Here is a 25,436-nt window from a genome sequence, read left to right as displayed (position 1 = left end):
CACCGTGGTGTGCCGCCGACCGTGTCCGGCGCCGGCACGCCACGGTGCGCGCTCCACGTGCTCCTAGCGGGCGCAGGACGCCGCGAGCAGGAACCATCCTGCGTGGGGGATCCACTGCTCGGCCCAGCGCCAGGAGTCTCCGGTGGGGGCGTCGGGCGGTAGGAAGGCGATGTCGTTCTCGTCGGACCAGCCGGCGGTGATGCCGTTGACGATGCCACCCGGCACGTTAGGGAAGTCGGTCTCGTAGTCGATGTTGTTGCGTCCCCGGCCCTGGACCATCGAGACGTCGAACGGGTTGCGGCCGGTGATCCAGGCGAGCTGGTCGTCGGCGAAGGCGGCGAGTCTCTCCCGTTCGGCCGGGTCTGCCTCGTCGAGGCGGGCGCAGGTGGCCGCTGCCGCGGCCAGCGAGGCGATGGTGGCGTTCTCGCCCTGCCACCAGTAGCCGGTCTCGTTGGCGTGGGGGAAGAAGAAGGCGTCGGTGGCGTCGGCGTCGGCGGGTTGCACGCGCTGGCGCGGGTAGCCGAACGGGTTGGCGACGGCGTGGCTGCGCCGCACGGTGTCCAGGGTGGCTTCCAGCGCGAGCGCTCGGGCGGCCGGGGCCGTTGGCGCTTCGGGTAGGACCTGCGCGAAGCGCAGCAGCGCCAGTACGGGTAGCCCGGCTTCGACGGCGTGGAAGAACGGCCGTCCCTGCGCGTCGGCGAGGAACCACCCGGGGCCTTGGTCGGGCGGGCGGACGTATCGGGCCAGCAGGGACGCCGCGCGTTGCTCGGCTGCTGCGCGTACGGTGCTGTCCCCGGCGGCGGCGAGTTCGGCGGCGGCGAGCAGCGCACAGTAGTCGTCGACGATGTTCTCGGCGCTGTCGTCCAGGTAGTCGAGGTTGTGCACTTCCAGGTGGGCGAAGCCGTGCCGGGCCGCGGACAGGTAGTCGGATCGGCTGAAGTCGCCGGCGTCGTCGAGGGTGGCGGCGCGGGCGAGCGCGGCGATGGCCAGACCGCCGCCGTGCCGGTAGCCGGCTCGGTAACGGTCGGTGCGGACGCAGTCGGGAAGCGGTGCGGTGATCACGCGCTCGTCGAGGCGTTTGGTGAGCGCGTCGAAGATGCCGGTGTAGAAGTAGCCTTCGGGGGAGCGGAAGCGGACCAGGAAATCGGCGCCCCACAGCGCCTCGTCGCGCAGCCCGGTGCCCAGTGAGCGCAGCAGCGCGGGGTGGTGTCCGCTGAGGGCGTCGCGGGCAGCCATCATCGCCCAGGCGCACAGTGGGATCTGCTGCGGGCTCATGGTCCGGGTGTAGGTGAGGTGGCTGAGGAACTTGCTGGTGTCTCCGCTGGCGTCCAGCCAGCCGCCGCGGGCGTCGACGGTGCGGCCCGAGTCGTCGCCGTACAGGGCGGCGTGCCGGTCCTTGCGGTCTATCTCGCCGCTGGACCGCATCGCCTTGAAGTAGGCGAGGACGTCCGACATGGTCTGGCGCTGTAGCCGGTCGGCGGAGACCTCGAACACGTGTGACGTCGCCTCACGTCCCGCGGCGTCGCGGACGCGGACGCGGTAGCGGCCGGATCCGAGGTCGTGTGGCAGGTCGATACGTGCGTACGGTCCAGCGGTCCAGCCGGGCACCGCCTGGACCGGCCCAGCCGTCAGCGGTGGCTGTGGCGTCCCGTCCTCGGCGAGCAGTTCGACCTGTTGGGGCGCCGCGCCGCCGGGCAGCACCGCGATCGCGGCCTTGGCGGCCGGCAGCCCGTACCCCAGGTGGCCGACCAGGACGGCCGGCACCGTGTCAGCCCTGGTGTGCACCGGTGAACACCTCTCGTCGTCCGCGAGTACGGGAGTCTCCATGCGGCAAATCTATGACCCCGCGGGTGGCCGGCTCGGGGATGGTCGCGCAGTCGCCCACCACGAACATGTTTCAGTCACGATCACGCTGCCTGGCGGGAGCCCGACGGGTCGGTGTCGAGCACCCGGGTGACGAACGCGGTCACCTTCTGTCGCAGGCGGGCGATGCGCTCCTGCGGGGTGATGGTCTCCTGCGGCTGCGGCAGGAACGGTTTACGCAGGTTGCGGATGTACAGCGAGCACGCCAGGTCGGTGCACGCGTACGTTCCGGCCGTGTTGCCGGCCCGGCCGGCGGCACCGGCAAGACGGCCTGAGAACAGGGCGATCGACGCGGCGTCGTGGAGGGTGTGGCAGAACTCGCACATGCTCGACCGCATCAAGGTCCGAGGCGGCACGGTCGCGCTCAGCGCCAGCCCGACGACGGTGGACCCCAACGGTGTCACCAGGTATGCCCGACCGGGCGCCCTGGCGTCGCGCCAGCCGAGGAAGTCCAGGTCCGGCCAGGCGAGGTGCTCGGGCGGCGCCGGTAGCGTGAGCCGCTGACCTTCGCCTTTCGACGTGTTCGCCAGGCAGCCCCGGATTTCGGCAGCGGTCAGTGGTTGCATGATCATCCTGTCCGTCAGTCGGCCGGACCAGTGCGGTCTGCCAGTTCTCATGACGCCCCGGCATCGAGATCCGGTGGGGCCCGATGCCAGGCCACAGAGTCGTCCCCCGCACGACACGCGGCAACTCGATTTCGCCCCGAACCGCATCCGCTCGCGGGGCCTCGGCGCGGTGGCCGGACGAGGGGGGTGCCCGCGTTCGCGCTAACGGGGTGGTTAATGACCCTGACCAGCGTAAAGTCGACAGAGGTCAGCTTTAGGAACGGTTGTTTATTGTGGCTGTTCGGAGGTGTTTAGCATGACTGTTCGAACCCCTCGCATCGAAGATCATCCGGACCTCGCGGAGCTTCGGCTGCGGTACGAGGAAGCCGCCGAGACCCCGACCGCGCAGGTGGTGGAGGGTCTGACCTTCCTGTCGGGTCTCTACCTCGCGATCTCGCCCTGGGTGGTGGGCTTCACCAGCCACACCAGCCTGACGGCGAGCAACGTCATCTCCGGTGTCGGGCTGGCCGTGCTGGCCCTGTGCTTCGCCACGATGTACGGACGTTCGCACCGGATCGCCTGGGTCGCCCCGATCATCAGCGCGTGGGCTATCGTCTCGCCCTGGCTGGTCAGCGGACCCGCACCGAGCGTGGGTGCCATCGTCAGCAACGTCATCGTCGGCCTGGTGGGTCTGGTGTGCACCATCGCCATGATGTCCGTGGGCAGGCGGCGGATCGCCGACACGGCGGGCCTCGGCACTACGGCGCAATCGTTCCGCGAGGTGCCCCGAGCGTAGTCGGACAGTCGTCGCGCGTCGCAACATCGCGTTGCGGCGCGCGCGGCCGGGCCGACGGCGGGCCATCGGTGCTCCTCCGGCGTAACCAGCGCCCGGACAATTGGCTCGCCGCGGCGGTGCGAATGCCGGTTTAATCCCCGCCATGCGCATCACCTCGGAAAGCGTCGCTGACGGTATCCGCGAACAGCTCTTCAGTATCGGGGACATCCCCGGGGTGCTCTGGACGCCCGCCGAGGGCTCCGGTCCCCGTCCGCTGGTCTTGATCGGGCACGGCGGCGGCCAGCACAAGAAGGGATGGGAGGTCGTCTCCCGGGCCTTCCCTTACGTCACCTCCTGCGGCTTCGCGGCCGCCGCGATCGATGCGCCGGGCACCGGTGACCGGCCGGAGCACCCGGAGATCCGGCGGCTCGTCGCGATCATCCAGGAACGAGAAGCCGCAGGCGAGCCCTTCGGCCCGGCGTGGCCCCAACTCAACGAAACTGTGGCGTCTCAGCTCATACCCGACTGGCAGACCACCCTGGACGCACTCCAGAAACTGGACTCCGTCGGCGACAGCCAACCCGTCGGGTACTACGGCCTGTCCGCGGCTGGCGAGATGGGCATCCGCCTCGTCGCGGCCGAACCTCGGATCACGGCCGCGGTCCTCGGCCTCATCGGAAGCGACTGGCTGATCGACACCGCGGCGCGGATCACGGTCCCGGTCGAGTTCGTGCTGCAGTGGGACGACGAAGGCAATCCACGGGACTCCGTGATGAAGCTGTTCGACGCACTCGGTTCTGCCGAGAAGACCCTGCACGCCAATCCCGGCAGCCACTTTCGAGTCCCGTCCTTCGAGATCGACAGCTCGATCCGGTTCTTCGCCCGACACCTGGGTGGCCCCCGCACCGCGAGCAACTCCTGACACCGCCACCGCCATGCCTACGTGCCGTTGACCCGTGGCCGACGACGGATCGTCTTGTCGCCAGATGCACACCAACGCACGCTTGCGTAGGTGTGCATCTATGGGAGGGCGAAGTCGAGGTGTCTCTCGAGGCTCGCGCGCGTTTGCGTAGTCATGGCCGTGGTGCGGTCGATCTCAGCTGGATCGGGCGATCCTTGCGATCTGTTCAATCAGGTGTGTGCGGAGCTTTTCCGTGGACGAGAAATGCTCATATCCTCGTCCGTCCTTCTGTACTTTGAGCATGGTCTGGACCGCAGGCTCACTAAGCAGGGACTTGTCCAGGTCGGTATCCGCGGCGATGGTGCAGACAGCCCACCCGCTGCCGGGTATCTCTCCGGAAGATCCCATTCTCGCTGGGTAGATTCCGCCGATCCGCTGCCTGGTGGCGGCTCCTTGGACACATACGAGCTGGGCATCCTTCGAGAGCCAGCAGTGGATCTCGGTGTCCGGTCGCCGTTCATGCCACTCAAGCAGAAAGTGGAACAAGGGCCAGCCGCGCGTCAGCTGGGGCTGAACGAGCTCGTATCGGCCGTGATACCACGTGAACAAGCCATTGCGGCGTACCCCGGGTGAACATATGGGCAGGGTGGGTACACGAGCCTGGAGAAGTCTCTGGGCTCCGAATTCGGCCACCTCTCGCAGTACCTTGTGGTAGGCCGACGCCTCATCGGCGAGCAGTTGCAGTGCTGCCTCTGCGGTTCGTCTGGCCTCTTGAGCCGAGGTGTCCAGGCGGTGCATGGCGGCATCGAACATCTCGTCCATTTCCATGCGCGTCCCTGCTGGATGTGGGTCAGGCCGATACCTGATCGCGGCGAGCCGGTGGCGGGGGAGTTGCTCGGCCCAGTTCTTGGACAATTACTGCACCGATAACTGATTATGGCGGGGGCTTAGGCGCATGCCAAGAAGGATCCGCTGATCTGTCACCGGCGGGGGACGCCAGCGCTCATCCACGGCGTGGTTTTACATCATGGGCGGCGCGAGAAAGCTGGCCTGTTCGTGCAGCAGAGGTCTGCGCGAGCCACGGGCGGACAACGCCTGCTCATGATCGGCACTACACTGCCGGCGAGCGGGGTCGTAGCGCAGAAGTCGTCGCGCCGCACGTCAATGCGGAGGACGCCGGTGCGAATCCGGCCGGCCCCGCCTCTTGGACGTGGGGGCAGCTGGTCGATGAACAAGTCGCGAAACCACGGAATGGGTCCTTGAGCTGCTCGAATGCGGTTCGGATTCTGAGATGTAGGGCCAACCGCAGCTGGACGGCGACGTCATCCCGCTACGACGAATTCCAGCTCACCCACGGGGTTGGCGAATTGGCTGACCCGTAGTGACACCTGCATCCGCCACGTCCCGGCTACCGGGAGCATGACCTGCGCCGTGTAGAAGCCCGCCGACACCTGCGTCAGCGGGATGTCGCCGAGCGTCGCCCCGTCGGAGGACAGCCGTACCACCGGAGGTGCGACACCCTCGGTGGGCTCGCCGGGCGGAGTGCTCAGCCGAAGGGTGAGGGTGTTGGGCCCGCGGGTGAGCGGCGTGAGGGAAGCCCGCACCTTGATGTCGCCGAGTGTCGTCTCATGCGTGTCGGGATTGGCCTGGACCGACGCGCTCGCGGGCCGGGTGCCGCCCTCGGGGCTCGTGTCGACGAGGAAGCCGGTGATGAGCAGCGCGACGGCAAGGACCGCGCCTTCGATGGCGGTGGCGCGCACCACCGGTCGGGCGTGCGCTTGTCGACGGGTCTTGTTCGCTGCCTGCTGGAGCCGGGGGAGCAGCGACCACCTGTTCCACGCTGCGACGGCGAGAGCTGCCGACACGACGGCGATCTTGGCCAGTACCAGTCGGCCGTAGCCGGTGTCGACGAGAGCTGTCCAGGAACCGAGGATCCGCCATGTCAGCAGCGAGCCGGTGGCGACCAGGGCGGCGAGCACACCGGCGGCGGTGGTGGAGAACCGGGCCAGCACCTCGGCCGCCGTGGTGCCGTGACTGGACAGGCCCGGCAATGTCAGCGCCAGTCCTACGAGTCCGCCGAGCCAGACGCTGCCCGCGAGCAGGTGCAGCGCGTCCGCGCCGATGACGAGCGGTTCGGGACTCGCTGCGCGGGCGTGTCCGACCAGCGCGGGAGCCGTGACCGCGAGCGCGGCGGCCGCTACCGCTGCGACGCGTCGCCGACGCGTTGTCGTCGCGGGACTGAACAGGGTCACAGTCAGCGTAAGTCCACCGACGACGGCCGCCGCGACGGCGTATTCGGTCAGCGGCAGCGCGGACCACGTCGCGCCCTGACTGAGCAGTGCCGGCCCGCCGCCGAGCAGGTAGAGCGCGGTGATCGGCAAGGCCGCCAGCCATGCCGCCACCGCGACGGCTGCGGCGGTTCGCGCGAGGGTGGCCAATTGGCGTCGGGGGCGGTCGGCGCCGGGGTCGGTGGGCAGGAACAAGGCGGCGAAAGCGACGAGTCCGGTGGCGAGAAGGAGGCCGAGATAGCCCACGACGCGCGCCAGGGTCAGCGTCCAGGGGATCTCCGGGACGCTGCTGGCGTCACTGGGAGCGGGGGTGGTGACGGGGGTGGGCGCGCCGACGGAGAACGTGAGCGCGCCGCTGATGGGATGGCCGTCGTCGGAGACGACCCGCCAGGTGATCACGGTCGTGCCGTGGCCCAGGCGGGCAGCCGGCACGACTTCGAGCTCGGCGCCGGTGACGGTCGGTCTTGCTTCGACCTGCTCACCCTGCGGGCCGTAGATCTGGACGCCGCCCGGGACGCCGCGTACGGCTTCGTCGAAGGTGAACAGGACCCGGTCGGGTGCGGTCTGCAGGACCGCGCCCTCGGCCGGGTCGGTGCCGACGAGGTGCGCGTGCGCGTGTGCCGGCTGGGGGAGGCCGAGCAGCATCGCGGGCACGAAGACCAGGACCAGCAGCGCCGTGGTCCGGATGCGCCGCGATCGTCGGCTGGTCATGTCCGGCGGCGCTGTCGTACGAGCGCCGCGCCGCCGAGCAGCGTGCCGAGGGCGCCGGCCGCCAGCGCGGCGAACGTCAGCGCGCGGTCCTTTCCCGACACGGGTGCTGTGGCAGCGGAGTGCTCGGAATGGGCGTCGTCCGTGGTCATGTGGTGGGCCGTGCCCTCGCCGGGCTCAGAGGTGATGAAGCTCGGGGCGGGCAGCTCGAGCTCTTCGACGTTCTGCCCGTCCTGCGCGACCTCGATCCAGGCGGATTCGCCCTGCGCGCAGGTCTGGATGGTCGGGAAGACGAGCTTGGTTCCCGTGGCCTCGGGCAGCTGGACCGTGAGTTCGAAAACCTCGCGGTAGCCGTCCGGGAGCGGGGTGTCCGTGCTGAACGTGACCGAGGCGACGCGTTGCACGATCTTGTTGCCGTGAGCGTCCACCGCGGGCGGGTCGACCGTCTCCGTCTGCTTCGCGATCTTCCACAGCGCCGTTCGGGTGGGGGTCACCGAGGTGATCTGCGCCGGGATCTGAATGGTGATCCTGGTGGTGGGCGAGTCCGCGCAGCCGTGTCCGACGCTGAACTGCAGGACGGCGTGGGCGCCGGCCGCGGTCGTGGAGGGGGTGACGGTGACGTGCGCACCCGCCGGGGACGCGAACCCGAACACGCTGGCGATCAGCGCGGCGGCGCCGGCCTGCATGGCGCGGCGTGCCCGCGTTCGCGCCGGACGGCGGTCGGGCCGGTCGGCCGGGATCTGGGCGGATCCGAAGTCATTGCGCCGCATGTCGCATCCTCGCGCCTCAGGACGAGTCGGCTCGCCGGTGTTGATCGGTGTGCGGGCGTCGCCGCATCGGGTCGCCATGATTCGACCAACAGGCCGAACCGATGTCAAGTATGTGAACTGACGAAGGTCCATCGTTGCGACACCCCCGGAGGGCCTGTAGCGTGCGTTCACGTTGATGAACTGAAGTCCATGACGTGGACAGCCGGTACAGGGAGGGGCGCCATGCCTAACATCACCGTCGAACTGCTCGCGGGCCGGTCCGTGGAGCAGCGCAGGGCCTTTGCCCGGGCCGTGACCGACAGCGCCGTCGAGCTCCTCGGGGCCCGTGAGCAAGACGTCCGCATGGTGTTCACGGAGATCACGCCGGATGTCGTGGCCAACGGAGGTGTGCTGGCCAGCGAGGACGCCAGCCGTGCCGGTGTGGTGGCGGCTCTCGAGAAGCGCTGACGTCGCTGTTCAAGTGCGCAAGACGATGGGGCCGACCTGTGCGCAGGTCGGCCCCATCGTCGTAGTCAGGGGTCGGTCGGTGTCAGGGGAGCCGGTGGTCGCGGTCCGGACGCCGGCTCGGCTCAGCGCACCAGGCCGTTGTCGCGCATCGCCGACAGGCGGGCCTTCACGCTCAGCAGGGTCTCGATGATGAGGTCTTCCCGGCCCTGCTTCAGACGGCTGATCGGCACCGCGACGCTCAGCGCGTCGTCCGACCGGTGCGAGAAGGGGAGCGCGACGCCGAAGCAGCGCACGCCCAGGCACGACTCCTCGCTCTCCTCTGCGTAGCCGAGCTGGGCGGCCTTGTCGATGGTCGCCAGCAGGGCGTCCCGGTCCGTGATCGTCTGGGAGGTGATGGCCTTGATCTCGTGGGGGACGAACGTCTCGCGGACGTCTTCGGGCATCTCGGCCAGCATCGCCCGGCCGAGGGCCGTGCTGTAGGCGGGGAGCCGGCGGCCGACGGCTGAGTACATGCGCAACGGATGCTTGGACTCGCGCTTGGCGGTGTAGATGATCTCCGCGCCCTCCAGGCGACCCAGGTGCACGGTCTCCTCGGTGGCCGCCGCGATTTCGTCCATCACGGCGCTGGCCCGCGACAGCACCGGGTCGCCGTCGATGTAGGCGGAGCTGACCGTCAGCGTGTGGACGCCGAGCCGGTAGACGCTGCCGGTCTGGTCGGTGTCCAGCCATCCGCGAGCGCACATGGTGCGCAGGAGCGCGTGCAGGCTGCTCTTCGGGATGCCGAGGCGGGTGGCCAGCTGCAGCTGGGTGCCGGGGCCGTTGGCGGCGATGTCGTCCAGCACGTCGAGGACGCGCGCAGCAGACTTGACCTGCGAGGTAGCGGAGTTGTTGACCGTTTTGTCCGCGTCCACCGCGGCCTCCTCATCAATCCATCGTGGTACATGACCCGGCGTACAACACTAAACCACAGTTCACATAGAGGGACTGACTTCGGCCCCTTGACTCGTGATCCGGGCCATGGGTATCGTCGCGTTCAGTTCACATAGCGGAACCAGGTTCACAACCGAGGAGAAGTTTTGATCGAGGTAAGGCACTCCGCATCGCCGTCCAGCGTGGAGACGGCAACGAATGCGGACCTGCGAAAGAACTTTCTCGTCGACCGCCTGTTCCGCACCGGCGAGGTGCGCGGGGTGTACACCCACGACGACCGGCTGATAGTCGGCGGCGCTGTCCCCGGCGCAGGCCGGCTCGAACTGCCGGCCTGGGACGTGCTCGGCACGAGCTCGCACCTGGCCCGCCGCGAGCTCGGCATCGTCAACGTCGGTCAGTCCGGCCACGTGCTCGTCAACGACGAGAAGTTCGAACTGCGTCACCTCGACGGGCTGTTCGTCGGCCGTGGCAACGAGGTCGTGTTCGCCGGCGCCGACGCCGCGTTCTACTTCGTGTCCGCGCCCGCCCACGCGTCCTACCCCACCGCCCTGCTGAGCCACGCGGCGATCGAGCCGGTCAAGCTGGGCACGGCGCAGGGCGCGAGCGAGCGCAGCCTCTACCGGTACGCCTGGGGCCAGGAGCTGCAGACCTCGGTGCTCCAGTTCGGCGTGACCGTCATCGCCGACGGCTCCGTCTGGAACACCTTCCCGCCGCACCTGCACGACCGGCGCACCGAGGTCTACATGTACGTCGACCTCGACGACAAGGACCGGGTCTTCCACCTGATGGGCCAGCCCGGCGCCGCCCGCCACCTCGTCGTGCGCGACCGCGAGGCCGTCATCTCACCGCCGTGGTCGATCCACTCCGGCGTCGGCACCGGCTCGTATGCCTTCATCTGGGCCATGGGCGGCGAGAACAACGACTACACCGACCTGCAGCCCGTGGCGCTGGAGGACCTGTGACCGCCCAGCCCGCCGCCGAACTCCGGTCGCCGTTCGATCTGACCGGCCGCTGCGCCGTGGTGACCGGCGCCGGCCGCGGCCTGGGACAGGCCATCGCTCGCGGGCTCGCCCAGGCCGGAGCCGACCTGGTCCTGCTGGGCAGGCCGGGCAGCCAGTCTTCGACGCGGGACCGGCTGGCCGACCTCGGTCGTGCCGTGGAACTCGTCGACCTCGACGTCAGCGACCACGACGCCGTCGAGCGGGTCGCCGCGCAGGTGAACAGCGACCGCCAGGTCGACATCCTGGTGAACAACGCCGGCATCATCGACCGCCAGGACTCGGTGGACGTGAGCCGGCAGTCGTGGAACCGCGTGGTGGACGTCAACCTGAACGGCCTGTTCTTCCTCTGCCAGCAGTTCGGGCGCCCGATGACCGAACGCGGGCACGGCAAGATCGTCAACATCGCCAGCCTGCTCTCCTTCCAGGGCGGACTCCGCGTGGCCGCGTACGCCGCCAGCAAGCACGGCGTCGCCGGCATCACCAAAGCCCTGGCCAACGAGTGGGGCCCGCGCGGCGTGCAGGTCAACGCCATCGCGCCCGGCTACATGAACACCGACAACACGACCGCGCTGCGTGCGGACCCGGACCGCTCCCGGTCCATCCTCGAACGCATCCCGGCCGGTCGTTGGGGAGACGCCGCCGACATCGCCGGAGCGGCCGTCTTCCTGAGCTCCGCCGCCGCCGACTACGTCAACGGCCATGTCCTGGTCGTGGACGGAGGCTGGATGGCCCGCTGACCCTGGCCTCCAGCGCACCAAACCCGTACGATCCGCCGACCGCCAACCTCCCACCTGGCGGCAGGTTTCTCGCTCGATTTGTGCCACCCCCAGCCGGATTTTCCGGCACTGAAGAGATCGAGGATCACCGTGAAGATCGCGTTTCGTCCCACCGCAGTCTTATTGACCCTGTCCCTGGCAGTCGTCGGCCTGGCCGCCTGCAGCGAGGCCCCGGCCGGGGAGAACGACCCCGCCGGCGCGGGCGCCTGCAAGCCGGCCGACGTCAAGCTGGTCGGCCAGGTCCGCAACGAGTCCAACCCGTACGAAGCCTCGTGGCTGGCCGGCGGCGACGCCTTCGCCAAGACCGTCGGCCTCACCCAGCAGCGCCTCACCTACGGCGGCGACTCCACCAAGCAGCAGGAGCAGATCAGCCAGCTGCTGGCCGGCGACACCAAGTGCCTGGTCATGAACGTGCTCCCCAACGGCGACTCGGACACCGCGCCGATCGTCAAGGGCGCCGACAAAGCCGGTGCCTACCTGGTCACCCAGTGGAACAAGCCGGCCGACCTGAAGCCGGCCGACTACCAGACGTGGATCAGCCACATCACCTACAACGGCGTCGAGTCCGGCAAGCAGATCGGTGACGCGCTCGCCAAGTCGATCGGCGGCTCGGGCGGCATCATCGCGCTGCAGGGCGTCCTGGACACCGCGGCCGCCAAGGACCGGTTCGCCGGCCTGCAGGAGTCGCTCAAGGCGAACACCGGTGTGCAGCTGCTCGACCAGCAGACCGCCAACTTCTCGCGCGCCGAGGCGCTGACGGTCACCAAGACGCTGCTGACCAAGCACGGCGACAAGGTCAAGGGCATCTGGGCCGCCAACGACGACATGGCGCTCGGCGCCCTGGAGGCACTCCAGCAGGCAGGCAAGGCCGGCAAGGTCGCGGTCGTCGGTATCGACGCCGTGCCCGACGCCGTCGCGGCGGTCCAGAGCGGATCCATGACCGCGACCGTCTCCAGCGACGGCACCTGGCAGGGCGGCATCGGCCTGGCGATCGGCTTCTGCGTCGCCACCGGCAAGCTGCAGGTCAAGGACATTGCCGCCGACAACCGGGCGTTCTTCGCCGAGCAGTTCCTCATCACCAAGGACAACGCCGCCAGCTTCGCCCAGCCGAAGACGGACCCGGCGGACTTCGACTGCGCCAACGTCTTCAAGCGCGTGGCCGGGCCCCTGAAGTGACGGTCACCACCGGGGTCGCCGCGTCTCGCCGGATCATTCGGCGGGGCGCGGCGTTTCGAGACGCCGGCCCGCCGGTCGCGCTCGTCGTCATCTTCGCGGTGTTCGCGGTCCTGAGCCCGCAGTTCCGCAGCATCGACAACGTCCAGAACATCGTGGACGCCGCCGCGGTGCTCGCCGTCGTCACCTGCGGCATCACGTTCGTGCTGATGATGGGTTCGATCGACCTGTCGTCCGCCGGCGTGATGGGCGCCTCCGCGCTGACCGTGTCGCTGCTGGTGGCCAACAACCGCAACGACAACGACTTCGGTCTCGTCGGCGTCCTGGCCGCGATCGTGCTGGGCTGCGCGTTCGGCTGCCTGAGCGGGCTCGCGCTTGTCCTGCTGAAGGTGCCGTCGTTCATGGCCACGCTGGGCGTGTCGGCCATCGGGCTCGGCGTCGCGACCCTGCTGTTCGCCGGCGTCCAGCCCAACATCTCCGACACCATGCTCAAGAGCTGGGCCATCGAACGCTTCCTGGGCCTGTCCTATCTCACCTGGATCGCCGCCGCGTGCATCCTGGTGGGCTGGCTCGTCCAGCGCTACACCCGGCTCGGCCGGTACGCCTTCGCGATCGGCGGCGCCGAGGAAGTGCTGACGCTCTCCGGCGTCAGGGTCAAGCCGTACAAGGTCGCGGTCTTCACCCTCGCCGGCGCCTTCTACGGGCTGGCCGGGGTCATGGTGACCAGCCAGCTCGGCGCCGGTCTCGTCCAGGCCGGCAACGGATACGACTTCTCTGCCATCACCGCCGCCGTCGTCGGCGGCACCCTGCTCACCGGGGGCCGGGGCGGCATCCTGCACTCCGCCGTGGGTGTCGTGCTGGTCATGGTGCTCACCAACGGCCTCGTGCAGGTCGGCGTCAGCCCCTACTGGCAGGGCGGCGTCGAGGGCCTCATCGTCGTGGCCGCGGTCGCCGCCGCGGTCATCCCGCAGCGTCGAAGAAACCAGGTGGTCAAGTGAGCGTCCCAGACCAGCGGGAACCCACGACGTCCGCGCCGGTGCCGGCGTTGGAGGTCCGCGGCCTCGTCAAGCACTACCCGGGTGTGAAGGCTCTCGACGGCGTCGACCTGGTGGTCCATCAACACGAGGTGCTGGGCCTGGCCGGCGAGAACGGCGCGGGCAAGTCCACGCTGCTCAAAGCGCTGGTCGGTCTGGTCACCCCGGACGCCGGCGAGATCTACGTGCGCGGCGAGGCCGTCAAGCTGCGCAGCGTCGTCGACGCCGCCGACCACGGCATCGGCATGGTGTTCCAGGAGCAGTCCCTGGTGCCGAACCTGACCGCGGCAGAGAACATCCTGCTCGGCGGCGAAGGGCCCGCGGTCCGTCGCGGCGTCTACCGCTGGGACGTGATGCGCCGCCTGGCTCAGGAGCAGCTCGACAAGATCGGCTCGAAGATCGACCCCCTGGCCCGCACCGACACCCTGTCCTTCGCCGACCGGCAGATGGTCGAGATCGCCAAGGTGCTGCGCATCGAGCAGCGCAGCCAGCACCCGCCGGTCATCATCCTGGACGAGCCGACCTCGGTCCTGGAGTCCAAGGAGATCGACACCCTGTTCGCGCAGATCCGCCGGCTGCGCGAGTTCGCCTCGGTCGTCTTCGTCTCCCACCGCCTCGACGAGGTGCTGGACGTGTGCGATCGGGTGAGCGTGCTGCGCGGCGGCCAGTCGGTCGGCGAGGTCGCCACGGCCGGCGCCGTCCCGCGCGAGCTGCACCGGATGATGATCGGATCCACCGGGTCCGACGACCACTACCACGAGAACGCCGCCGCTTCCGTCGCGTCCGAGCAGCCCCGGCTGTCCGTACGCGGGCTGTCGGGCAAGTCGTTCCGCGACATCGACCTCGACGTCGCCGCGGGCGAGATCGTGGCGATCGTCGGCGTGCACGGCTCCGGCCGCGAGGACGTCTGCCGGGCGCTGTTCGGCATCGAGCCGACGAGCGCCGGTGAGATCCGGATGGACGGCAAGAAGATCAGCCTGCCGAACACCCGCGCCGCCTGCGCCGCCGGCATCGGCTACGTGCCCGCCGAACGCAAGATCGAAGGCATGGTCGGCCCGATGTCGGTGGCCGAGAACATGACCCTGACCAAGCAGAAGGCCCGCTGCGCGGGCCCGTTCGTGGCGCCGAAGAAGCAGGCCGGCCTGGTGGACCGCTGGATCGAGCGGCTGTCCATCCGCACGCCCGGCCGCGACACCCCCATCCAGCGGCTGTCCGGCGGCAACCAGCAGAAGGTGGTCCTGGCCCGATGGCTGATCGGCGACGGCATCCGGCTGCTCCTGCTCGACCACCCGACCCGCGGCCTGGACATCGGCGCCCGCTCGGAGGTCTATCGGTTGATGCGTGAGCTCGCCACCAGTGGCGTCGCCACCGTGCTGCTGGCCGACAGCCTCGAGGAGGCCATCGGCATGGCCGACCGCATCCTGGTCATGAACGACGGACGGGTCGTGACCGAGGTCGCCTGCCCGAACGGCGGCAAGCCGACCCCTCTGGACCTCGTGAAAGAGATGGTATGAGCACTCCCGTCGCCATGCAGCCGGTCGCCGAACCCGCGACCGGCAGAAATGGCCCCCGCCAAGCCAACCGGCTCACCGGGTTCATGCCGCTCATCGCCCTGGTCGCCCTGGTGGTGGCCCTGACGATCGCCGACCCGGACTTCCTGACCCAGCGCAGCCTGACCGCGGTGGCGCGGACCGCCGCCCCGCTCATCGTGCTCGCCGCGGGGGCGACGCTCATCGTCCTGTGCGGTGGCATCGATCTGTCCATCGCGGCGCTGGCCTCGCTGTCGACCGTCCTGCTGGCACTCTGGCTGCCGAACCTCGGCGGCCTGGCCACCCCGGCCGTCATCGCCGTCGCCGCGGCGATCGGCGCGGTGCAGGGCGTGGCGCATGTACTGCTACGGATCCCGTCGTTCATCGTCACCCTGGGCGGGATGAGCATCCTGTCCGCGGTCGCCCTCGTCGTCTCCGGCGCCGGCACCGTGCGGGTCGTCGACGACTCGCCGGTCAAGTGGCTCGAACTCTACGTCGGCGGCTACGTGCCGATGTCGGCCGCCATGGCGCTGCTCGTCGTCGCCCTGCTCGCGGCGATCCTCAAGGCGACCCCGCTGCAGAGCTGGGTCTCGGCCACCGGCTACGCCGAGTCGGCAGCGCGGCTCGCCGGCACCCCCGTGGACCTCGTGAAGATCGGTGCGTTCTGCGTCTCCGGCGCCTGCGCCGGGTTCGCCGCGGTCATGCTGGTCTCGCGGCAGTTCAGCGGCGGGCCGACCATGGCCGACAACCTGCTGCTGCCGGCGGTCGCGGCGATCGTCGTCGGCGGCACCGCGATCACCGGCGGTCACGGCAGCCTGTGGCGCAGCCTTGCCGGCGCGTTCGTCGTGACGCTGCTGCGGGTCGGCCTGCCGATCGTCGGTGTGCCGTCCGCCTACGAGCAGATCCTGTACGGCGTGATCATCGTCGTCGCCGTCGCACTGACCCTCGACTGGTCGAAGGTGTCGATCATCAAATAGCCGAGCCGAATCCCGACCCAGGTAACCGCACATACGGAAGGCCACCATGTCCCACGAGAACTCCACGCTCCTGCCCGCCGTCCGCTCGTTCCTGTCCGCGCCCAAGCAGCTGCTCATCGGCGGCGAGTGGGTGGACGCGAAGGACGGCAGGACGTTCGCCACCGTCAACCCGTCGACCGAGGAGGTGCTTGTCCAGGTCGCGCACGCGTCCGCCGTCGACGTGGACCGTGCGGTCGTGGCGGCGCGCACGGCGTTCGAGTCGCCCTCCCCGTGGTCGAAGATGACCCCGCGCGAGCGCTCCCACCTGCTGTGGCGCATCGGTGATCTCATCGATGCCCACGCCGAGGAGTTCGCCCAGCTGGAGGCCCTCGACAACGGCAAGCGCGTCGAGGCGGCCCGCGACGGTGACGTCGCGATCTCCGCCGAGCTCTTCCGCTACTTCGCGGGCTGGGCGACCAAGATGGAGGGCACGTCCATCCCGATGTCCGTGCCGGGCCGCGAGTTCCACGCCTACACCCGCCGCGAGCCGGTCGGCGTCGTCGCGGGCATCGTGCCGTGGAACTTCCCCCTGCTGATGGCCTGCTTCAAGATTGTCCCGGCGATCACCGCGGGCAACACGGTCATCCTCAAGCCGGCCGAGCAGACTCCGCTGACCGCACTGCGCCTCGGTGAGCTGCTGCTCGAGGCCGGCGTGCCGGCCGGTGTCGTGAACATCCTGCCCGGCTTCGGTGACACCGGGGCCGCGCTGGTCGACCACCACGGTGTGGACAAGGTCGCCTTCACCGGCAGCACCGAGGTCGGCAAGAAGATCGCCGCCGCGGCCTCGGGCAACCTGAAGAAGGTCTCCCTGGAGCTCGGCGGCAAGGCGCCCAACATCATCTTCAATGACGCCGACATCGACGCCGCCATCGCCGGCGCGGTGCTCGGCGGCTACTTCAACGAGGGGCAGTGCTGCGTCAACGGCTCGCGCCTGTACGTCCAGCGCGGTGTCTTCGACCAGGTCGTCGAGGGAGTGGCCGCGGCTGCCCGAGCGATCAGGGTGGGCGACGGCTTCGACCCGGCCTCGCACATGGGCCCGCTGGTCTCCAAGGAGCAGCACGAGAAGGTGCTGGGCTACATCCGGGGCGCGGTGGCCGAAGGCGCCGTGCTGAACGCGGGCAGCGCCGACGCTGTCGGTGATCGCGGCTTCTTCGTGGCGCCGACGCTCATCACATCGGTGAACGAGCAGATGGCCGTGCAGACCGACGAGATCTTCGGCCCGGTCGTGACGGCGATTCCGTTCGACACCGAGGACGAGGTCGTCGCGGCCGCGAACAACACGGTGTACGGGCTCGCCGCGGGCGTCTGGTCGCAGAACATCGGCACCGCGCACCGCGTCGGCGCCCGCCTGCGGGCCGGCACGGTGTGGCTCAACACGTGGCACGCCGACGATGTCACGCTGCCGCGCGGTGGCTTCAAGCAGTCGGGCTGGGGGCGCGAGCTCGGCTCGTTCGGCCTGGACGACTACACCGAACTCAAGACCGTCATCGCCGAGCTGCGATGAGCTGAGCTCACCGCCGAGGTGAGCGAGGTGAGTGACCGAAGGTAGGCCCCCGGAGATCCTTCCGGCGGGCCTACCTCCATGTCGGCCGGCGCCGGGATCGAGTCTGGGTTCACATATAAGAACGAAGAGAAAACCTTGTTCATGTATGTAGACCCAGTTCTTGACATTCCATTCACGAGTGTCTTACGTTCAGGCTTCCGTGGCGGAATCCGTCCTCGCCGTCACGCCCGCCGAACCTCAAGGGATCTCTTATGAAAGTGCCCCGCAGGTCTGCCCGCTCCCTCCTATTTGCGCAACTCGAACGATGGTCCGCGGGTCTGTCCGGCCGCGCCGCCGCGACGTTCGTCGCGCTGGCCACGGTCGCCGGTTTGCTGACCGGCCCCGTCGCCGCGCACGCAGCCCCCGACAACGACGGCCGGCTCAGCGTCCTGCTGTTCTACAAGCCCAACTTCCACGCCTCCAACGTGCAGGCCCGCCAGGCCGTGCGGGACCTGGCCAACCAGCTCGGCACGCAGTACGGCCAGCCGGTGGACATCCAGGAGACCGAGGACCCCGCGGCGTTCAACACCGCGAACCTCGCCATCCGCGACACGGTCGTCTTCGCGCAGACCGGTGGCGTCCTGTTCAACGCTTCGCAGCGCTCCGCGCTGGAGGCCTACATCCGCGGCGGCGGCGGCTTCATGGGCCTGCACTACACCGGCTGGTCGGTCGGTGAGAGCGAGCACGACGTCAACCCGTTCTACGCCCGCCTCGTCGGCGCCGTCTCCGAAGGACACCCGGAGAACCCGGGCGTGCGGCCGGGCCGCGTGTTCGTGACGAACACCAGCCACCCGCTCACCCAGGGTGTGACGGCCAGCCTCACCCGCAGCGACGAGTGGTACGACTGGGTCGTCAACCCGGCGCCCTGGGTGCGCACCCTCATCCAGGCCGACGAGTCCTCCTACGGCATGGGCCGCCAGGGCTCCATGCACCCGGTCACCTGGTGCCAGACGATCGACTCCGGCCGGTCCTGGTACACCTCCATGGGCCACGAGGGCACCGCGTACAGCGAGTCCTACATGCTCGCCCAGATGAAGAACGGCCTCGCCTACGCCGCGAAGCTGCTGGCCGCGGACTGCTCGCCGCCGACCAAGGACCAGGCCGGCTCCTGGAGCGGCGTCACCCCGTGGCCGCTGGTCCCGATCAACATGGCGCTGACCTCCGACGGCCGGGTGCAGTCGTTCGGCAGCGTCGGCGGCTGGGGCACCGACACCACGCCGTACGACTGGACCGGCAACGACTCGGTCACGCAGGGCGGCCAGATGGAGGTCGACGTCTGGGATCCCGCCCAGCCGCGCACCCTGGCGAACCTGCGCAACGGCATCCTGCCGAACACCACGTACACCGACCTGTTCTGCGCCATGCAGGTGCAGTCGCCGCACGACCACTCCACCATGACGGTCGGCGGCGACGACGGCATGGGCGGCAACTCGCCCAACGACGGCGCCATCGGCGTCACCAGCTACACCACGAACAACGGGCTGCAGAACGAAGCGCCCATGAACTACCCCCGCTGGTACCCGACCGGAACCACCATGCCCAACGGCGACGTCGTCGTGCAGGGTGGCAGCCTCACCGGCGGGCCGGGCGGGCGCGGCGTGCTCACCCCGGAGATCTACACCCCGGAGCAGGGCTCGGGCTGGAAGAAGCTCACCGGGGCGACGAACTCGGCCGCGTACGGCGACGGCGGGTCCGACCACGCCGGCGCGGACGAGAACCGCTGGTGGTACCCGCGCGCGTTCGTGTCCCCGACGACCGGGACGCTGTTCAACATCACCGGCACGCAGATGTACGAGCTCAACCCGTACGGCAACAGCGGCACCGGCCAGCTGACGCTGCGCGGCACCCTGCCCACCAACATCTCCAACCAGGGCGCCAACGGCAACCCGGTCGGCGCCACGTCCACCGCCACGATGTTCCGCCCCGGCAAGATACTGCAGGTCGGCGGCGGCTGGTGGGGTAACGGCGGCGGCCCCGACGGCGCCCGCGCCGGCTTCGTCGTCGACATCACCGGCGGCACCGCCAACCCGGTCGTCACGGCGACCCAGCCGATGAAGTACCAGCGGCACTGGGCGACCTCGACGCTGCTGCCCGACGGCCGGGTGCTGGTCACCGGCGGCGGCCGGGAGAACAACGGCAACGGCGGATACGTCACCAACCCCGAGATCTGGAACCCGGACACCGGCGCCTGGACCGAGGTCGTCATCCCGGCCGAGCGGGCCCGGCTCTACCACTCCACCGCCCTGCTCCTGCCCGACGGCCGGGTGATGATCGGCGGCGGTGGCGCGCCCGGTCCGCGTAACTACACCGATGTGGAGTACTACTCCCCGTCGTACCTGTTCGACAGCAACAACGCCGCGCCTCGCCCGGTGATCAACACCGCGCCGGCGAAGATCGGCTACAACGGCACCTTCCAGATCACCGCGACGGGTACGGTCTCCAAGGTCGCGCTGGTCCGCAACGGCTCCGTGACGCACGGGTTCAACAACGACCAGAACTTCCAGAACCTGGCGTTCAGCCAGTCCGGCGGGACGGTCACCATCAACTCGCCGCTGAACGGCAACTACGCGCCGGCGGGTTCGTACATGCTGTTCGTCTTCGACGCCGCCGGCACCCCGTCGGTCGCGAAGATCGTCAAGATCGACCCCGCGGTCATCATGACGCAGCTCAACCCGCGGGTCGTCGACCAGTTCGAGTACCCGCGCCTGCCCGCCGAGTGGCGCACCAACAACCCGCCCGCGACGGTCGACGTCGCCGCCGGCAACAGCCGGATGGTGCCGTGGACGGTCCAGAGCCAGGTCCAGCTGGTGCGCGGCAACGCCACCGGCCAGGGCGGCCTCGGCTTCACCGGCTACCAGCTCTCCCTGGGCACCTCGGGCAGCATCAGGCGCACCGTCAGCGACCTCACCCCCGGGGCCACCTACCGGATATCGCTGCGCTACGCCCGCGACGCCCGATCATCCGGGACCGCCGCCGCGACGGCCACCCTGTCGATCGGCAGCCTGAGCACCACGCTCACCGCCACGACAGCGCAGCCGTCGACAGCCGCCTACGGCACCTACTCCGGCACCTTCACGGCCGCGACCGCCTCGCAGACGCTCGCCCTGACAGGGACCGGTGGCGCCAGCCTGATGATCGACGACCTGGTCATCGTCGGCGACAACGCTCCGCCGCCCGCCACGGGCATCCCGGTGCGATACGAGTTCGAGGAGGGCACGGGCACCACGGCCGCCAACACCGGCTCCGTCAGCGGGGTAGGGGCTGCCGTGCTGACCGGCACCACCGGCTGGTCCGTCAACGGTGTCCTCGGCAAGGCGGTCAACCTGCCCGGCGGCAGCACCGCGAACGCGGTGGACCTGCCGGACAACCTGCTGCAGGGCGCGGCGAACTTCTCCACCAGCCTGTGGGTCCGCCCCGACACGAAGTCCAACTGGACCGGCCTGTTCCACATCGGTGACGGACTCGGCTCCGCCGGGAGCTACTACCAGATCCAGATGCAGACCCAGGCCAGTGGCAGCACCGGACTCGCCGTCACCTTCAAGGGCAAGACCGGCCCCGAGGAGCGGGTCTTCGCCACTCCGGCGCAGGACGTGGCCGTCAACCAGTGGAACCACGTGGCCTTCACCCGGCAGGGCTCGATCGGCACGCTGTACCTCAACGGCGTGGTGATCGCGACGCGCACCGACCTGACCGTCGGCATGACCGAGGTCGGCCCGACCGCCAACAACTGGCTGGGTCGCAACGGCTACGGGGATGCGGCGTTCGACGGCCTGATGGACGACGTACGCCTGTACACGTCCACGCTGACCGCGGCGGACGTGGCGGCGATGTACAACGAAGGAGTCGCCGTCCGGTACACCTTCGACGAGAACACGGGCACCTCCGCCGCGAACACGGGCGCGAAGTCGTCGATCGGCGCAGCCTCCTTCCTGGGTACCACCGGCTGGAGCACGGCCGGCCAGTACGGCAGCGCGGTGTCGCTGCCGGGCGGCGCCGCGAGCACGAACAACCACGTGAAGATGGCCGACAACATCGCGGCCGGACTGGACGAGCAGTTCACCGTGTCCTTCTGGGCACGGCCGGACACGCTGCCGAGCTGGGTGCCGCTGGTCCAGATCGGCAGCAGCACGGACACGTTCTTCCTGCTCCAGTCGTCCACGAACGGCACGACCACCGGGTTCGGGGCCACGTTCAAGGCACCGGGGGTGGCCACGCAGGAACGGCTCCTGCTCGGTGCGGGCAGGGACCTGCCTCTCAATGCCTGGACGCACGTGGTGTTCACGATGAACGGATCGACCGGAAAGATCTACTTCAACGGCGTTCTGCAGGCCACTCGTACCGACTTCACCATCGGCATCGGTGACGTGGGCGTGGGCGGCACCACCACGGCCAACTTCGTCGGTGGCACGAGCTGGGGAGATGCCAGGTTCGACGGGTTGATCGACGACTTCCGGCTGTACGGTTACGAGCTCAGCGCCGAGCAGGTGACACAGCTGCACCAGGGTCGCCGGTAAGCGATGACACGACGACGTGGGCTCCGGGGAAGTTCCCGGGGCCCACGTCCCGTGCCGGGACTGAGCCGGATACCGTCGGCGCCGCCGACGATCTCGAAGAGCAGGGACACCTCGCATGACCGACACCATCGCGCCACCCCGGGCCACCGGTTCCGGCCGCGCCGCAGCGCTCGTCTCCGAGGTCCTGCACCCGGGCATCTTCTCCCTGGTGCTGCCGCCGGCGGTCGGCGCCGTCGCGGCGGGCTGGGGCGGCGCGCTGTGGGGGCTGCTGGCCTGCGTATTCACCGCCGGGATACCGCTGTTGATCATCCTCGGCGGCGTCCGGCGGGGCAGGCTGAGCAATCACCACATGGACCGGCGTGAGGAGCGCGCCGCGCCGCTCGGTCTGTCGGTAGTCTCGGTCGCCGCCGGTCTCGGCCTCCTGACGTTCCTGAACGCGCCCGCCCCGTTGCGCGCCACCGTCGCGGCCCTCGGTGCCGCACTGGCCGTGACCACGTTGGTCAACCTGTGGTGGAAGCTGTCGGCACACGCGGCGACGGTGTCCGCGGCGGCCGTGGTGCTGACTGCGGCCCTCGGCGGCCCCGGTGCCGTCTCGTGGTTGATGGTGGCGGTGGTCTGCTGGGCGCGCCTACGCCTGGGCGCGCACGATCCCGCGCAGATCGGCGCCGGAGTCCTGGCCGGAGCCGGCTCGGCCGTGCTTGCCTGGACCGTGCTGAGCTGATCCGCGACGGCGGACGCCAGGGACGGGCACCCTCGTGGCCGGGCACCGTCCGTCCTGGCCGGCCGCACGTTCGTGCCACTCCGTCAGGTGCGTGGCATGCCGGCTGCCGCGACATTGCCCACCTGGCGCAGTTCGGTCAGGCGCAGCAGCAGACCGGCGGCGACATAGCCGACGATCCCGGCCGCTCCGGCGGCGGCGAGCACAGTCAGTGACGCGGTCCAGCCGTTGCCCACGACCGGGGTCAGCGCCCGCGTGGCGAGGATCGCGCACGCCGCACTGATGGCGGCCGCGCCGAGGGTCCGCAGGTGCGTGGCGATCAGCCGTCGACCGTCGATGCGGCCGAGGCGGCGGCGCAGCAAGGCGGCAGAGACGAGCAGTCCGGCGCTGTACGCGATGGCATATGCCGCGGGCACGCCGAGAACAATGTCGGCGCGCGGCAGCAGCCAGATGGCACCAGCGCATCCGGCCACGCCGATCGTCGCGACTCCCGCACTGATCAGTGCAGGTGTCTTGGTGTCCTGCAGGGCGTAGAAGCCTCGGACCATGATCGAATACCCGGTGAAGGGCAGCAGCGTGAACCCGAACACCGTCACGACCGCGCCCAGCAGGCTCACCGTCGACGCCACGCTGCGGCCATGCTCGAACAGCAGGGCGGCCAGTGGCCGTCCGAGGGTTATCATCGCCACCGCGATCGGTGCCATCGCCACCGCGGCGACTCGTAAGGTACGGGACAGGTCTTCGACGACCTGCGCATGGTCGAGCTGAGCCGCGCTGCGGCTCAGGCGCGGCAGCATCGCGGTCATCACCGACACCGCGATGACCGCGAACGGCACCTGGAAGATCGCATACGCGCTCTGGTATGCGGTGACGCCGCCCGGCCCGCTCAGTGACGCGGCCCGGGTGGCCATGGCGAGCAGCACCTGGCCGGCCACGACCGAGATCAGCACCCAGGCGCCGAGCCGGCCGATGCGGCGGACCGCCAAGCCTCGTGGGTTCCAGCGCGCCCGCAGCGGAAATCCGCTGCGCATCAGGTAGTACAGCACCAGCGCCATCTGGGCGAAGACTCCCGCCGTGGTGCCGAGTGCCAGCAGCAGCGTCTGTCCCGTGGTCAGGTCGCCCGTTCCCACCGTCGGCCAGATGACGAGGTAGATCAGCCCGACCGCGATGAGCACCACGTTGTTGCACAGCGGGGCCCACATCGGGGCGGTGAAGCGGCCGCGGATGTTCAGCACGGCTCCAGCGGTGGCGCTGACTCCGTAGAACAGGATCTGGGGTAGGAAGAACCGGCTGAACACCAGTGCCTGACTTCGCTGCGCGGCGGTGAAGCCGGGCGCGAGGAGGTCGATCAACAGCGGTGCGGCCAGCAGCGCGACGAGGGTGACCAGGCTCAGGCCATACACCATCAGGGTCAGTAGGCGCTGAGCGTACTCCACACCGTCGTCGGGTTCGGACAACGACGCCCGCACCAGCAGCGGCACCACGACGCTTGCCATCGCCCCGCCGACCACCAGCTCGTACACCGCGTTGGGCAGCGTGTTGGCGACGTTGTAGTTGTCGAGTAGTTCGGTGCCCATGCCCAGCGCTGCCGCGATCACCACGATCCGCAGGAATCCGGTCGCCCGGGCCGCGAGCGTCGCGACAGCCATGCCGCGGCTCGCCTGTCCGAGTGTCGGTTCCTTTGCCACGCCGACATTCCTAACGCATCGATGCTTCGGACGCAGCCCCGTCAACAGTCGGTGCAGGGGATGCGGTCGGCGGCGAACCTGGTCGACGGGTGGTTGTCCCTACCTCCGAGCAGGGGGCGTGCGGGATTCCTTGTCAAGGTCACGTTCGCGAGGCTCGACACATGAGCCAAGCCATGATCGCGGACCGCCCTCCCGCCAACCGGGGCAGCGACTTCGCGCACCTGTCGGAGCGGATCAAGAAAGCCGGCCTGCTCGACCGGCAACCCGGCTACTACGCGCTACGCATCACCCTCGTCGTCGCGGCGTACGCCGGGGCGTGGGCGGCCTTCGCGCTGATCGGCGACTCGTGGTGGCAGCTGCTCGTCGCCGCCGCGCTCGCCGTGGTCTACGCCCAGGTGGCCCTCGTCGCCCACGACCTCGCACACCGTCAGGTCTTCACCTCCCGCAGGCCGAGCGAGATCGCCGGGCTCCTCGCCGGCAATCTCGGCATCGGCATGAGCTACGGCTGGTGGATGGACAAGCACACCCGCCACCACGCCAACCCGAACCACGAGGACCACGACCCCGACGTCTCGCCCGACATCCTGATCTGGTCCACCGACCAGGCGCGGGCCAGCAAGGGCGTGCCCCGCCTCATCGGTCGCTACCAGGCATACCTGTTCTTCCCGCTGCTGCTGCTGGAGGGGCTGAACCTGCATGTGGCCGGCGCGCGTGCCCTGCGCCGGCGCGGGATCCGGCACCGGGCGGCGGAGATCGCGCTGTTCACCGTGCACGTGGTCGGCTATCTCGGCGTCACTGTCGCGATGCTGCCGCCTGGCAAGGCTCTCGCCTTCATCGCCGTCCACCAAGGGCTGTTCGGCCTCTACCTCGGCTGCACGTTCGCGCCCAACCACAAAGGCATGCCGATGGCCACCGACGACATGGACTACCTGCGCAAGCAGGTGATCACGTCCCGCAACGTGTCCGGCGGGCGGCTGCTCGACCTGGTGCTCGGCGGGCTCAACCACCAGATCGAGCACCACCTGTTCCCGAACATGCCCACGCCGAACCTGCGCCGGGCCAAGCCGATCGTGCGGGCGTACTGCGCCGAAATCGGAGTGCCCTATGCGGAGTCGGGCCTCGTCGCGTCCTATCGGCAGGCGCTGACGCATCTGCACCGCGTCGGGGCGCCACTGCGAGCACGGTAGGCCGGTGCCCGACGCCTGGCCGACAGCACG

At 69.5% G+C, this 25,436-nt stretch carries 20 protein-coding genes and 1 tRNA gene; 14 read left to right on the top strand and 7 right to left on the bottom strand.

Translation table 11 applies throughout. The features are described from left to right. Window positions 1-63: 63 nt before the first annotated feature. Together HAV39_RS36770 and HAV39_RS36765 are read right to left on the bottom strand one after the other, a co-directional pair. Window positions 64-1,827: a glycoside hydrolase family 9 protein gene (locus HAV39_RS36770; RefSeq protein WP_191843776.1), complete on the bottom strand. Its 1,764-nt coding sequence runs from the start codon at window positions 1,825-1,827 to the stop codon at window positions 64-66. A gap of 80 nt (window positions 1,828-1,907) precedes the next feature. Next, complete coding sequence (locus HAV39_RS36765) at window positions 1,908-2,429, bottom strand: FBP domain-containing protein (RefSeq protein ID WP_191843775.1); 522 nt, start codon at window positions 2,427-2,429, stop codon at window positions 1,908-1,910. Window positions 2,430-2,724: 295 nt separating this feature from the next. Here HAV39_RS36765 and HAV39_RS36760 point away from each other — a divergent pair, with 295 nt between their 5' ends. Together HAV39_RS36760 and HAV39_RS36755 are read left to right on the top strand one after the other, a co-directional pair. Further along, on the top strand, window positions 2,725-3,204 hold the full coding sequence (locus HAV39_RS36760; protein ID WP_191843774.1) for an SPW repeat protein: 480 nt from the start codon (window positions 2,725-2,727) through the stop codon (window positions 3,202-3,204). A gap of 142 nt (window positions 3,205-3,346) precedes the next feature. Then, window positions 3,347-4,105 carry a dienelactone hydrolase family protein gene (locus tag HAV39_RS36755; protein ID WP_191843773.1) on the top strand — a complete coding sequence of 253 codons (759 nt, stop codon included), beginning with the start codon at window positions 3,347-3,349 and terminating at the stop codon, window positions 4,103-4,105. Between the two features lie 174 nt (window positions 4,106-4,279). Here the strand turns inward: HAV39_RS36755 and HAV39_RS36750 are convergent, their stop codons facing one another. Further along, window positions 4,280-4,912: a hypothetical protein gene (locus HAV39_RS36750; protein WP_191843772.1), complete on the bottom strand. Its 633-nt coding sequence runs from the start codon at window positions 4,910-4,912 to the stop codon at window positions 4,280-4,282. Between the two features lie 300 nt (window positions 4,913-5,212). Here HAV39_RS36750 and HAV39_RS36745 point away from each other — a divergent pair. Then, window positions 5,213-5,284: transfer RNA gene (locus HAV39_RS36745), tRNA-OTHER, on the top strand. Between the two features lie 122 nt (window positions 5,285-5,406). Here HAV39_RS36745 and HAV39_RS36740 read toward each other — a convergent pair. After that, window positions 5,407-7,083, bottom strand: coding sequence for a copper resistance CopC/CopD family protein (locus HAV39_RS36740; protein ID WP_203736513.1), 1,677 nt, complete (start codon window positions 7,081-7,083; stop codon window positions 5,407-5,409). Beyond that, the gene (locus HAV39_RS36735) at window positions 7,080-7,850 is read right to left on the bottom strand and encodes a YcnI family copper-binding membrane protein (protein WP_191843771.1); all 771 of its coding nucleotides are present in this window, start codon (window positions 7,848-7,850) and stop codon (window positions 7,080-7,082) included. Before HAV39_RS36735 ends, HAV39_RS36740 begins: the two co-directional genes overlap by 4 nt. A 222-nt stretch (window positions 7,851-8,072) precedes the next feature. On the opposite strand from HAV39_RS36735, the gene HAV39_RS36730 reads away from it, so the two are divergent. Beyond that, the gene (locus HAV39_RS36730) at window positions 8,073-8,297 is read left to right on the top strand and encodes a tautomerase family protein (RefSeq protein WP_120314678.1); all 225 of its coding nucleotides are present in this window, start codon (window positions 8,073-8,075) and stop codon (window positions 8,295-8,297) included. Window positions 8,298-8,419: 122 nt separating this feature from the next. Here the strand turns inward: HAV39_RS36730 and HAV39_RS36725 are convergent, their stop codons facing one another. After that, window positions 8,420-9,208: an IclR family transcriptional regulator gene (locus tag HAV39_RS36725; protein ID WP_191843770.1), complete on the bottom strand. Its 789-nt coding sequence runs from the start codon at window positions 9,206-9,208 to the stop codon at window positions 8,420-8,422. A gap of 165 nt (window positions 9,209-9,373) precedes the next feature. Here HAV39_RS36725 and kduI point away from each other — a divergent pair, with 165 nt between their 5' ends. The 9 genes from kduI (at window position 9,374) to HAV39_RS36680 (ending at window position 22,534) form a co-directional block, all read left to right on the top strand. Next, complete coding sequence (gene kduI / locus HAV39_RS36720; protein WP_191843769.1) at window positions 9,374-10,189, top strand: 5-dehydro-4-deoxy-D-glucuronate isomerase; 816 nt, start codon at window positions 9,374-9,376, stop codon at window positions 10,187-10,189. Further along, complete coding sequence (kduD, locus tag HAV39_RS36715) at window positions 10,186-10,965, top strand: 2-dehydro-3-deoxy-D-gluconate 5-dehydrogenase KduD (protein ID WP_191843768.1); 780 nt, start codon at window positions 10,186-10,188, stop codon at window positions 10,963-10,965. The genes kduI and kduD overlap by 4 nt, the downstream gene beginning before the upstream one ends. A gap of 129 nt (window positions 10,966-11,094) precedes the next feature. Then, the gene (locus HAV39_RS36710; RefSeq protein WP_191843767.1) at window positions 11,095-12,180 is read left to right on the top strand and encodes a sugar ABC transporter substrate-binding protein; all 1,086 of its coding nucleotides are present in this window, start codon (window positions 11,095-11,097) and stop codon (window positions 12,178-12,180) included. Further along, window positions 12,177-13,175: an ABC transporter permease gene (locus HAV39_RS36705; RefSeq protein WP_203736512.1), complete on the top strand. Its 999-nt coding sequence runs from the start codon at window positions 12,177-12,179 to the stop codon at window positions 13,173-13,175. Before HAV39_RS36710 ends, HAV39_RS36705 begins: the two co-directional genes overlap by 4 nt. Beyond that, on the top strand, window positions 13,172-14,725 hold the full coding sequence (locus HAV39_RS36700) for a sugar ABC transporter ATP-binding protein (protein ID WP_191843766.1): 1,554 nt from the start codon (window positions 13,172-13,174) through the stop codon (window positions 14,723-14,725). Before HAV39_RS36705 ends, HAV39_RS36700 begins: the two co-directional genes overlap by 4 nt. Then, entirely contained in the window at window positions 14,722-15,717 is a 996-nt protein-coding gene (locus HAV39_RS36695) for an ABC transporter permease (protein WP_191843765.1), read from the top strand. Before HAV39_RS36700 ends, HAV39_RS36695 begins: the two co-directional genes overlap by 4 nt. A 46-nt stretch (window positions 15,718-15,763) precedes the next feature. Beyond that, window positions 15,764-17,260, top strand: coding sequence for an aldehyde dehydrogenase family protein (locus tag HAV39_RS36690; RefSeq protein WP_191843764.1), 1,497 nt, complete (start codon window positions 15,764-15,766; stop codon window positions 17,258-17,260). 251 nt (window positions 17,261-17,511) lie between these two features. Then, window positions 17,512-21,813, top strand: coding sequence for a LamG-like jellyroll fold domain-containing protein (locus HAV39_RS36685; RefSeq protein ID WP_191843763.1), 4,302 nt, complete (start codon window positions 17,512-17,514; stop codon window positions 21,811-21,813). A 115-nt stretch (window positions 21,814-21,928) separates the two neighbouring features. Then, complete coding sequence (locus HAV39_RS36680; RefSeq protein WP_191843762.1) at window positions 21,929-22,534, top strand: hypothetical protein; 606 nt, start codon at window positions 21,929-21,931, stop codon at window positions 22,532-22,534. Between the two features lie 83 nt (window positions 22,535-22,617). Here the strand turns inward: HAV39_RS36680 and murJ are convergent, their stop codons facing one another. After that, window positions 22,618-24,180, bottom strand: coding sequence for a murein biosynthesis integral membrane protein MurJ (murJ, locus tag HAV39_RS36675; protein ID WP_191843761.1), 1,563 nt, complete (start codon window positions 24,178-24,180; stop codon window positions 22,618-22,620). 200 nt (window positions 24,181-24,380) lie between these two features. Here murJ and HAV39_RS36670 point away from each other — a divergent pair, with 200 nt between their 5' ends. After that, on the top strand, window positions 24,381-25,406 hold the full coding sequence (locus tag HAV39_RS36670) for a fatty acid desaturase family protein (RefSeq protein ID WP_191843760.1): 1,026 nt from the start codon (window positions 24,381-24,383) through the stop codon (window positions 25,404-25,406). Window positions 25,407-25,436: the final 30 nt, after the last annotated feature.

The organism is Catellatospora chokoriensis (assembly GCF_011297315.1).
Classification (GTDB): Bacteria; Actinomycetota; Actinomycetes; order Mycobacteriales; family Micromonosporaceae; genus Catellatospora; species Catellatospora citrea.
This window is presented reverse-complemented; position numbering and strand designations above follow the sequence as displayed.

What these genes read in the sequence shown, in the direction of transcription:
- HAV39_RS36770 (WP_191843776.1), bottom strand. Translation starts at nt 1,827, where the DNA reads ATGGAGACTCCCGTACTCGCGGACGACGAGAGGTGTTCACCGGTGCAC.
- HAV39_RS36765 (WP_191843775.1), bottom strand. Translation starts at nt 2,429, where the DNA reads ATGCAACCACTGACCGCTGCCGAAATCCGGGGCTGCCTGGCGAACACG.
- HAV39_RS36760 (WP_191843774.1), top strand. Translation starts at nt 2,725, where the DNA reads ATGACTGTTCGAACCCCTCGCATCGAAGATCATCCGGACCTCGCGGAG.
- HAV39_RS36755 (WP_191843773.1), top strand. Translation starts at nt 3,347, where the DNA reads ATGCGCATCACCTCGGAAAGCGTCGCTGACGGTATCCGCGAACAGCTC.
- HAV39_RS36750 (WP_191843772.1), bottom strand. Translation starts at nt 4,912, where the DNA reads ATGGAAATGGACGAGATGTTCGATGCCGCCATGCACCGCCTGGACACC.
- HAV39_RS36740 (WP_203736513.1), bottom strand. Translation starts at nt 7,083, where the DNA reads ATGACCAGCCGACGATCGCGGCGCATCCGGACCACGGCGCTGCTGGTC.
- HAV39_RS36735 (WP_191843771.1), bottom strand. Translation starts at nt 7,850, where the DNA reads ATGCGGCGCAATGACTTCGGATCCGCCCAGATCCCGGCCGACCGGCCC.
- HAV39_RS36730 (WP_120314678.1), top strand. Translation starts at nt 8,073, where the DNA reads ATGCCTAACATCACCGTCGAACTGCTCGCGGGCCGGTCCGTGGAGCAG.
- HAV39_RS36695 (WP_191843765.1), top strand. Translation starts at nt 14,722, where the DNA reads ATGAGCACTCCCGTCGCCATGCAGCCGGTCGCCGAACCCGCGACCGGC.
- HAV39_RS36690 (WP_191843764.1), top strand. Translation starts at nt 15,764, where the DNA reads ATGTCCCACGAGAACTCCACGCTCCTGCCCGCCGTCCGCTCGTTCCTG.
- HAV39_RS36685 (WP_191843763.1), top strand. Translation starts at nt 17,512, where the DNA reads ATGAAAGTGCCCCGCAGGTCTGCCCGCTCCCTCCTATTTGCGCAACTC.
- HAV39_RS36680 (WP_191843762.1), top strand. Translation starts at nt 21,929, where the DNA reads ATGACCGACACCATCGCGCCACCCCGGGCCACCGGTTCCGGCCGCGCC.
- murJ (WP_191843761.1), bottom strand. Translation starts at nt 24,180, where the DNA reads ATGGCTGTCGCGACGCTCGCGGCCCGGGCGACCGGATTCCTGCGGATC.
- HAV39_RS36670 (WP_191843760.1), top strand. Translation starts at nt 24,381, where the DNA reads ATGAGCCAAGCCATGATCGCGGACCGCCCTCCCGCCAACCGGGGCAGC.